Origin of the sequence: Halomonas sp., from assembly GCF_041689495.1 — a bacterium.
Classification (GTDB): domain Bacteria; phylum Pseudomonadota; class Gammaproteobacteria; order Pseudomonadales; family Halomonadaceae; genus Halomonas.
In genome coordinates this window covers 1-8,815 of sequence record NZ_JBDNGD010000065.1, presented here as the reverse complement: position 1 = coordinate 8,815, position 8,815 = coordinate 1, and the positions used below count along the sequence as shown (strand labels likewise).

Here is an 8,815-nt window from a genome sequence, read left to right as displayed (position 1 = left end):
TGAGCCTCGACCTCTCCCGACTTGACCGTGGATTCGATCAAACGTGCGCCGAAGGTCTCCTGCAACTGCTGGACATGGGGGTCTCGGGTCAGTGCCTCGACCGCCTCGGCATGACGCGCGGCCGCCCGTCGCTCGGCGTGCTGTCGAGGTGTTTCCAGGTCCTCGGGCAGAGCCCCCTCCTCGATGTGCAGACGCCGCGTGATACCCGCGTCGGCAAGGGCCTGCTGGATACGCTCCAGGTGCACCTGAGCGTTCATCGCCGACAGGGTCGGGTCCAGGCGAAGCGTCAGGGCGTAGCCATCATCGGATTCCACCACACAGTTGGCCGCCAGGTTACGCGTCAGCCCCCCCAGGCCCAAGGACTCGAAACGGCTCAGCCAGTCCTGATGGGTAAGGATCGAGACCCCGAATGCCGCGGGCGAGGCCTGGGCATCCACCGTTGCGTCAGGCACCGAGGCGGGGAGGGACTCCCCCTCGGAGGGTGCCGTGATCGCTTCAGTATCACCCGGGATCTGATGCGAGATGTCAGCGGGCTGACGGGCGCTGTCGTGCACGCCATTGTCGAGTGCGTCCCTGGTGTCTTCCCAGGGCGGGGCGGCGTCATCGGGCTCGGAAATCGATCGTTCGCTGTCCGTTCTCTCCGGTGCAGCGGAGGGGACCGTCGGGGCGGCCGGTGGCGCCTCTGGTGACGAAGGTGACGAAGGTGACGAAGGTGAAGAGGGTGACGAGGATCCATCACCCCCGCGCAGGGGCAACGGCGTCTGGGCCGGCTTGGGCACACCCTGCGGCCGAAAGGCCAGCATCCGCAGCAGGGTCATCTCCAGCGCGGTGCGCAGATCGGGCGCATTATCCATGTCCCCGCGTCCCTGGATACCGATCTGGTAGTAGAGCTGGATATCCTCGGCGGTAAACCGCGCCGCCAAGGCCAGAAGTGTCTCCCGGTCTCCATGGCCGTTATCCAGGGCCTCGGGCACCATCTGGGCAATGGCCAGGCGATGCAGCACACCGGTAACGTCGTCGAGCACCGCCGCAAAGTCGGGTGCCTGTTCGCCCAGGGCTGCCACTTCACTCAGCAGACGGGCGGCATTCACCTCGGCCAGCGCCTCGACGAGTGCCAGCACATGACGATGGTCCAGGGTGCCGAGCATCGCGGCCACATCGGCGTGACGGACCTCGCCCTGGCCGAAGGCGATGGCCTGGTCAGCCAGACTCATGGCATCGCGCATGGACCCCTCGGCGGCCTTGCCCAGCAACCAGAGGGCGCTTTCCTCGAAGGACACGGATTCGGCTTCCAGAACCTTGGCCAGATGCTCGACGATCCGTTCCGGCAACATCTGCTTGAGGGTGAACTGCAGGCAGCGCGACAGCACCGTGGGTGGTAGCTTCTGCGGGTTGGTGGTCGCCAGCAGGAACTTCACATGGGGAGGGGGTTCTTCCAGGGTCTTGAGCAGCGCATTGAAGCTGCTGGTGGAGAGCATGTGCACCTCGTCGATCAAGTACACCTTGTAACGACCCTGAGTTGGCGCGTACTGCACGTTGTCGAGCAGCTCTCGGGTGTCTTCCACCTTGGTCCGCGAGGCGGCATCGACCTCGATCAGGTCGACAAAACGCCCCTCGTCGATGGAACGACAGCTGTCGCAATCGCCGCAGGGCGTCGAGGTCACACCCTCGTCACCCTGGCCATTGGCGGTGCAGTTCAGGCACTTGGCGAGGATCCGCGCCAGGGTGGTCTTGCCCACCCCGCGGGTGCCGGTGAACAGGTAGGCATGATGCAATCGACCCTGGTCCAGGGCATTGACCAGTGCGCGCTGCACATGCGCCTGGCCGACCAGTTCATGGAAGGTACGCGGTCGCCACTTGCGGGCCAGAACCTGATAGCTCATGCGGCACGGGATCCTTGGGGTTGAACGAACAGCGCCGGGACATCATCGAGGGACGCGGCTGAACGGTAAAGGATCATTCTATCGACTGGGGAGGATCGCGGAAAGGCAAGACCCTTGACGTCACTGATTGATGACCCTGTCGCGTCCGGCTTCCTTCGCCGCGTAGAGGGCTCGATCTGCCCTTGCCCAGAGGTCATTGAGGCGTTCATCGATCAGGATGATGATGCCATGCCAGAGGATGGAGCCATCATCGGCCAGATCAGGGTTCGACTTGGTACACTGCCACGGATACCTGTGCCATCTCATGCAACAACCAGCACGGAGTCCCCGATGACATTGACGCCCCCCATGATGGCAGCACTCGCCGCCTTGTTCGCCGGTCTTGTGGCGTTCACTGTCGCCTGGTTTATCGCCTCACGACACCGGGACAACGAACGCCGGGCACATGTCGCCAGCCAGGAAGCTGTCCAGGGGGAATGCGCCTCCCTGCGTGAGTCGCTCGCCACGACGACCGCACAGCGCGACGAGGCCCAGCAGACCCAGGAACGCTACCGGCAATGGTGGCAGGCCGAGAAGCAGGCACGGGAGGACCTGGCCGCCCGTCTTTCCGCGTTGCAGAGTCGCCAGACCGAGCTGACCACCACCCTGGCCCAGAAGCAGCAGCACCATGCTGAGCAGCTGGAGCTGCTGCGCAGCAGTCGTGACCAGCTCAAGCAGGAGTTCGAGAACCTGGCCAACGAGATCCTCGAACGCAAGGGCAAGGCGTTTTCCGAGCTGTCCGAGAAGAACATTCAGGGTCTCCTGCTGCCCATGCAGGTCGAGATGAAGGGATTTCGCGAAAAGGTCGAGAGCATTCACCGTTTCGACACCGAACAGCGCGCCAGCCTGCGTACCGAACTCCAGCACCTGCAGAACCTCAACCGCGAGATCACCGATCAAGCCAGCAAGCTCACCCAGGCCCTGCAGGGGCAGAAGAAGATCCAGGGCAACTGGGGAGAGCTGATGCTCGAGAACGTGCTGGAGGGGTCCGGCTTGCGACCGGGCAAGGATTACCAGCGCGAGCAGAGCTTCACCACCGAAGATGGCCGAAGGCGGCCGGATGCCATCGTCTATCTCCCCCAGGAAAAGCACCTGGTGATCGATGCCAAGACCTCGCTCGCCGCCTATGTGCGCTATGTGAACGCCGAGGACGAGGCCGAGCGGCAAAGCGCCCTCGCCGCACACGCCCGGGCGGTCGGTGAGCGCATCACCGAACTCGCCGACAAGCACTACTATACCCTGCCCGGCCTCAACTCACCCGAGGTGGTGATAATGTTCATTCCGGTGGAATCCGCCTATGTCGAGGCGCTCAAGTACGACGAGACACTCTATCAGCGGGCTATCGAGAACCATGTCCTGGTCGCCACACCCACTACCCTGCTCACCAGCCTGAACATCGTCCGCCAACTCTGGCGCTTCGAGGACCAGAGCCGCCACAGCGCCGAACTGGCCAGGCGAGCGGAGGCCTTCTACAACAAGCTGCGGCTCTTCCTGGAAAGCATGCAGGACGTGGGCAAGAAGATCGACGGCGCCCGGGAAAGTTACGACGAGGCGATGAACCGGCTGGTCAATGGTCGTGGCAACCTCATCAAGCAGACCCACGAGTTCAAGGACCTCGGTGTGGCCGTAAGGAAGGAGCTGCCCTCGGATCTGGTCGACCGGGCGGATCTGGAACTCGGGCAGGCGGACACGGCGAGAACGGCACCTCATGGCGATGACGCCATCCAGGAACCGCCTCAATAGCCACAGCCGGACACAGCATCACCGCTGCCGGCGAGCAGCGCCTGGAAGCAGGATGACGACTCCAGCAGGACCCCACCGACGCGGCGCAGGTCATCCACCTGGTCGGCCGGCAGGGTGAAGCTGGTCTCCATGCCCAGGAAACGCGTTCTCTCGCTTTCATCCTGCAACTGGTCGAATCCCACATAGATGGGATAGAGCCCGACCTGGTGCAGCTCAGGCTGCTGGCGCTGAGCATCCGCACGGGTACGCAGGACTTCTCTGAGCAGTTCGACCGTATCAAAGGAATAGTTGTCCAGCGGGGTCGTGGCGATGGTGCTGATCACCGACCCCACCCCCGGGGCCTTCGGCGAAGTATCGAACTCGGGTGATATCTCGTTCCTGGCATCGACGACGATGATCACCAGCGTGTCGATCTCCTCCAGGTTAATACGGTTCAGCACGCTCCATTCCAGGTCGGCGGAACGCATGGCCGTCAAGGGCAGGCCTCAGGCAGGACATCTTGCTCATGCCTCGCCTACCTTCTGGGTGAATTCGATCACAAGGGCTCGGTCGGGATGCTATTGAGGGATGGCCCAACTCTCGCATGCCTGCCGTAGGACAAGACCTTCAGCCGGTGTAGGAAATTGCCGATAGTCATCCGGCCCAGTCCCCTGAAACAAAGACATCGCATCCCGTGGTTGCCTCGCCATCATCCAGGCTCGACAATACGAAGTTCGACTCAGCGTCCGGACCTGAAAGCCAGGCTCGATATCCGCGACCTGCCCTCCTCGATCCACGTCAGGGAAAGGACACCATGCCCCGCAACGACATCACCTTCGAGCAAGTGGCTGCCGCCGCCGACAATCTGACACACAAGGGGGTCAATCCCACCCTGCGAAGGATTCGCGAGCACCTGGGAACCGGTTCGCTGAATAGCATCCAGCGCCATTTCACCACATGGCGGTCAAACCAGACGGCCACCAAACGCGCCCCGATCGAATTGCCCCAGAACCTGCTTTCCGCTCTGGTGACCGAGATCGAGCAACAGACGGAAACCGCCAGGGAAGAGGCCGAGCGTCTGGTCGAGGAGATCCACAGCGACGCCTCCACCCTGGCCGAACTGGGCGAAGCCCTCGAGACCAGGAACGAGCAGCTGAGCAATCGCCTGCAGGCCGCCGAAAAGGCCCTGGAACTCGCCACAAGCCGTCGAGATGCGCTGAGCACCGAATGCAAGGCCTTGCGTAATGAACTCAAGCAGGAGCACCAAGGACGGCTGGAGGCCCGAGAGCAGGTCGTCAAGACGACCCAGCAGGTCAAGATGTTGACCGCGCAACTGGAAGAGGAACAGAAGGCGCGTCAGAATGCCGAGCGAGCGACCAAGACGGCAGAAGCCAGCCGCATCAAGGCGGAGCGTGATCGCGCGGTGGCAGAAGCCCAACGTGACGCCACCCTGGAGCAGGCAAGGGAACGCGCCGAACAGCTCGAAGCCCAACGCAAGGCACTCCAGGCGGAACGCAGCCAGCAACGCAAGGAAACGAGCGACATGCGGGCGGGACACAAGGCCCGGCTGGACAAGTCGGAGCTAGCCCGCCAGGACGCCCTGAAGCAGGCCCAGGAAGCCACCCAGCGAGCCAGCAAGGCCGAGATTCGCGCGGAAGCCCTGGAAGCGACCCAGACGGCACTCAAGTCCCGGCTCGATACGCTGCAGTTCCAGAAGCGATAGGTCGGTGTGGGTAGCCGAAAAACAGGATCGTCCCCTCGTCATGAAGAAGATTGAGGCGCCCTGGCCCTATGATGGCCGGCTATATCCACATTGACGGCCTCGGCATGACGCCCCGAGGGATGTAAACCGGATACGAATGAAACGACGATGACGGGTCTCGAGGAGTACCAGTACGCACTGATCGGCCTTATCTTCGTCTGGAGCGGCTTCGTCAGGACCAGCCTGGGGTTCGGCGGTGCCGTACTCGCCCTGCCCTTTCTGCTGCTGGTTCACGATGACCCCCTGGTGTTCCTGCCCCTGGTGGCCGTTCACCTGATGATCTTCTCCAGCTGGATCGCCTGGCGTGGCCATCGACTCGCACTGGTCGCCAGCGGTACCGAGCAGGAAACGGCCAGCAATATCGACTGGGCCTACCTGTTCAAGGCCTTGAAGATCATGATCATTCCCAAGCTGATCGGGGTCGTGGGGCTGCTGACGCTGCCGTCGCGCGTCATGACCGTGATCATCTTCCTGATCGTCATGGTCTATGCGGTCGGCTATGTGCTCGACAGGCCGTTTCGCAGTCGCCATCGCTATGTCGACTACCTGCTCCTGTCACTGGGCGGGTATGTCAGTGGTACTTCCCTGATCGGCGCCCCCCTGATCGTCGCGGTTTTCGCCTCCCATGTGGCCAAGCATCAACTCCGCGATACCCTCTTCGTGCTCTGGTTCATCCTGGTGGTGATCAAGATGGTGTCCTTCGTGATCGCTGGCGTCGATCTACAGCTCATTCACCATCTCTGGCTGCTGCCCTGCGCCCTTGCTGGCCACCTGCTCGGCGAACGCGCGCATCAACGGATGATGTCTGTCGACACCAGTGTCTACTTCAGAGTAATGGGCGGGGTACTGATTCTGGTTAGTCTGGTGGGGCTGCTCAAGCCACCGGGATAGCAATTCCAGGAGGCAAATTCCAGGAGCCAAAAGGGAGGCGGCCCCGACAGCCACATCCCGGCACACGCGTCCACCACTACCGTTGCTCCCTTCCGGGCCTGGCGGGGTTTGCGGTCTAGCGTTGCGGGAGGACCGACGGGGCCACCACAGCAGAGCCGTTGGATTCGGCTCGGCCTCGAGCAGAGCGTGATGAATCGATGTTGCATCAAGCACTTGTCGAGAGGCAGTACTATACCAATGGCCGGCTTACCCGACAAGGGCAAGTGCTGTCAGGAGAGGCGTGACAGGTGCCAAAGATGCAAGGGAATCGCGCAACAGGTAAGGTGACGCGCGTGCCATCTTCGCCACCCCTTCGGGGCTATTCTCCTTCGAAGGGCGACGATGCCGAGCGCCTGAAAGACTATCTCAAGCATATGGGAGGCTTGATTTCCATGTCTGAGCTTGATTTATCAGGCCGATGAAGGCGTCATGGGAACAATGCCATCCTGACGACAAGGAGTCGGCGTGACGACGCACCGACAGATGCAAGACGACAGCAATGAAGCACCGGCAGGTGATGACAGGCTCCAGAGCCTGCTGACAACGCTCGACGACGCCACCCGGTTGCTTGCTGACGCCGGCGACGACGCCAAGCCGGGTCACTTGCCGCTTGCCATGGATACGGCGCGGCAGGTACTGCTTCATGAAGGCGGTGCGGCCGCCGTGGAAGCGAGAAGCCAGGCCCTCGAAGATGCCGGCATCTTCCTCGGTTCCGACTGGGAAACCCCCCAGTACCTGCTCCCTTCACTTACCACCCATGCGCTCAAAAGCCCCGATCCCAACACCGTGGTGATCGAGTCTCTCAGCGAGCTTCGGTTATTGGCCGTGGCCAGGGGTGATTACCTGCATTCACTGATCTCGGCGGAGCAGGCCCACCATTATCTCACCCAGGTAATGGCACTGAACCTCTGGCTGCTGTTCGGTACGCCCAGCGAAGCCGAACGGGAGACCCAGGGCCCACTGGCACAGATCCCCCGACACCTCTTTCAGCACCTCGCCGAGGGTATCGGCTACGAGCACATCATCGACAAGCTGATCGAGGAAATCTGGCGGATCCTGCAGCAACGTCCCATCCAGGTCGAGCCGATCAAGCAGATGATCCTCCAGATCGCCGTCTGTCAGGCCAATCCGGATATCGACCTGGGCGTCAGCGGCCAGGGCGCCGACCGCCTGGTCAGCTCGCTGTTCGGCCCCACCCAAGCCTGCCGCGAAGACCCTGGCATCGAGGTCTATCGCGAACGGCTGTCCAGCATGGACTCCAGCGCACTGCAGAGCGAGGCCACCGGTTTCGCGCGCGCCATGCACGATACCGGGCTGGTCTCGGCCTATCATTCGGTGCTGCTGCGTCACCTGATCGACCATGGTGACCACCTGCTGGCCGAGGCGCTTGGGCTTTCATCCACCGGCCGTGACTGCCTGCTCTGCTATCGCGAGCTGGTCCATGCGTTGATACGCAGCGGCGTGCACCCGGCCACACCCCAGGCCGCCTATGGCCTGGCACTGGTACTCGAGCGCGGCATCCTCTACCAGCCGCCGGTGGCTCCTGCCATGTGGCGCCAACTGGGGCTTTCGCTCTCCGAATGGTCCCAGGCGCGACTCAACATGGCCTTCGGCGAGACGATCTCTCCCCGGGCGCGCCTGCTGGAAGGGGTACTCTGCATGCTTGGCCTACCCCTAGGTATCGGCCAGGGCAACAACCCCACCTGCCAGTCGGCCCGGGCGCTTTCCATGTGGGCCTACAATGATCCCGACTACCTGCTGCAGATGGTGGCCTGGGCGGCCCGTGACGACGAGATCATCATGCACTTCGAGGGCATGCCGCTTTCCTCCATGGCGAGCCTTTCCGGCGTGGCCCAGTCCCTGCCCATGGACCTTGACCCGGTATCGCTGATCGTGGTGCCCCACCTCGACCGTATCTATGTCGAGATGGGGCGGCGCTGCATCGGCCGCGAAGGTGATCCCCACCGCTGGGTCAATCCCGAGTTCCATGGCTGGTGGTCCGGTCGCGGCTTTCGCATCAATGTCGACGTGACCACCGGCCAGCTGAACGAACTGGATATCTTCCTCCGCCATTTCTATGCCAGCTACCACCCCTATTACAACCGCAACCAGCCACTGATCCACCCCCAGCCTGCCGGCATTGCCGTCACCGACAGTGCGGCACGTTTCATCGGCTGGCATGCCATCACCATCCTGCGCGTCTCCCTGGATCCCAGCGATGTGACGCGGGTCTACTTCTTCAACCCCAATAATGACAGCGGCCAGGACTGGGGCGATGACGTCAAGGTGAGTACCGCCGGGAATGGCGAGCGCTTCGGCGAATCCTCGCTGCCGTTCGAGCAGTTCGCCTCGCGACTCTATATCTTCCACTACGACCCGCTGGAGCGCGGCGAGCTGGCCGAGATCACCCAGGAGGAACTCGACCGGGTCACCGGCTATATCCATCACAGCTGGGGCGCCGACCGCATCCCGCCGACGG

7 protein-coding genes and 1 other RNA gene are annotated in these 8,815 nt (G+C 62.7%); 4 read left to right on the top strand and 4 right to left on the bottom strand.

The window, feature by feature from the left end:
- Together dnaX and ACESMD_RS02245 are read right to left on the bottom strand one after the other, a co-directional pair.
- The coding region (dnaX, locus tag ACESMD_RS02250; protein WP_372609940.1) for a DNA polymerase III subunit gamma/tau at positions 1–1,883 on the bottom strand (1,883 nt) is incomplete at its 3' end.
- Positions 1,884–2,003: 120 nt separating this feature from the next.
- Positions 2,004–2,189 carry a hypothetical protein gene (locus tag ACESMD_RS02245; protein ID WP_372609937.1) on the bottom strand — a complete coding sequence of 62 codons (186 nt, stop codon included), beginning with the start codon at positions 2,187–2,189 and terminating at the stop codon, positions 2,004–2,006.
- 24 nt (positions 2,190–2,213) lie between these two features.
- Here ACESMD_RS02245 and rmuC point away from each other — a divergent pair, with 24 nt between their 5' ends.
- The gene (gene rmuC / locus ACESMD_RS02240; RefSeq protein WP_372609935.1) at positions 2,214–3,665 is read left to right on the top strand and encodes a DNA recombination protein RmuC; all 1,452 of its coding nucleotides are present in this window, start codon (positions 2,214–2,216) and stop codon (positions 3,663–3,665) included.
- Here the strand turns inward: rmuC and ACESMD_RS02235 are convergent.
- Positions 3,659–4,141 carry a hypothetical protein gene (locus ACESMD_RS02235; RefSeq protein ID WP_372609933.1) on the bottom strand — a complete coding sequence of 161 codons (483 nt, stop codon included), beginning with the start codon at positions 4,139–4,141 and terminating at the stop codon, positions 3,659–3,661. The genes rmuC and ACESMD_RS02235 overlap by 7 nt on opposite strands.
- Positions 4,142–4,458: 317 nt before the next feature.
- On the opposite strand from ACESMD_RS02235, the gene ACESMD_RS02230 reads away from it, so the two are divergent.
- Both ACESMD_RS02230 and ACESMD_RS02225 read left to right on the top strand, forming a co-directional pair.
- Positions 4,459–5,367, top strand: coding sequence for a DNA-binding protein (locus tag ACESMD_RS02230; RefSeq protein WP_372609931.1), 909 nt, complete (start codon positions 4,459–4,461; stop codon positions 5,365–5,367).
- Between the two features lie 147 nt (positions 5,368–5,514).
- Positions 5,515–6,297 carry a TSUP family transporter gene (locus ACESMD_RS02225; RefSeq protein ID WP_372609929.1) on the top strand — a complete coding sequence of 261 codons (783 nt, stop codon included), beginning with the start codon at positions 5,515–5,517 and terminating at the stop codon, positions 6,295–6,297.
- Positions 6,298–6,338: 41 nt separating this feature from the next.
- On the opposite strand, the gene ffs is transcribed toward ACESMD_RS02225, so the two are convergent.
- Positions 6,339–6,435, bottom strand: an RNA gene (ffs, locus tag ACESMD_RS02220) — signal recognition particle sRNA small type.
- 384 nt (positions 6,436–6,819) lie between these two features.
- Here ffs and ACESMD_RS02215 point away from each other — a divergent pair.
- On the top strand, positions 6,820–8,815 hold a 1,996-nt coding region (locus tag ACESMD_RS02215; protein ID WP_372609942.1), incomplete at its 3' end, for a hypothetical protein.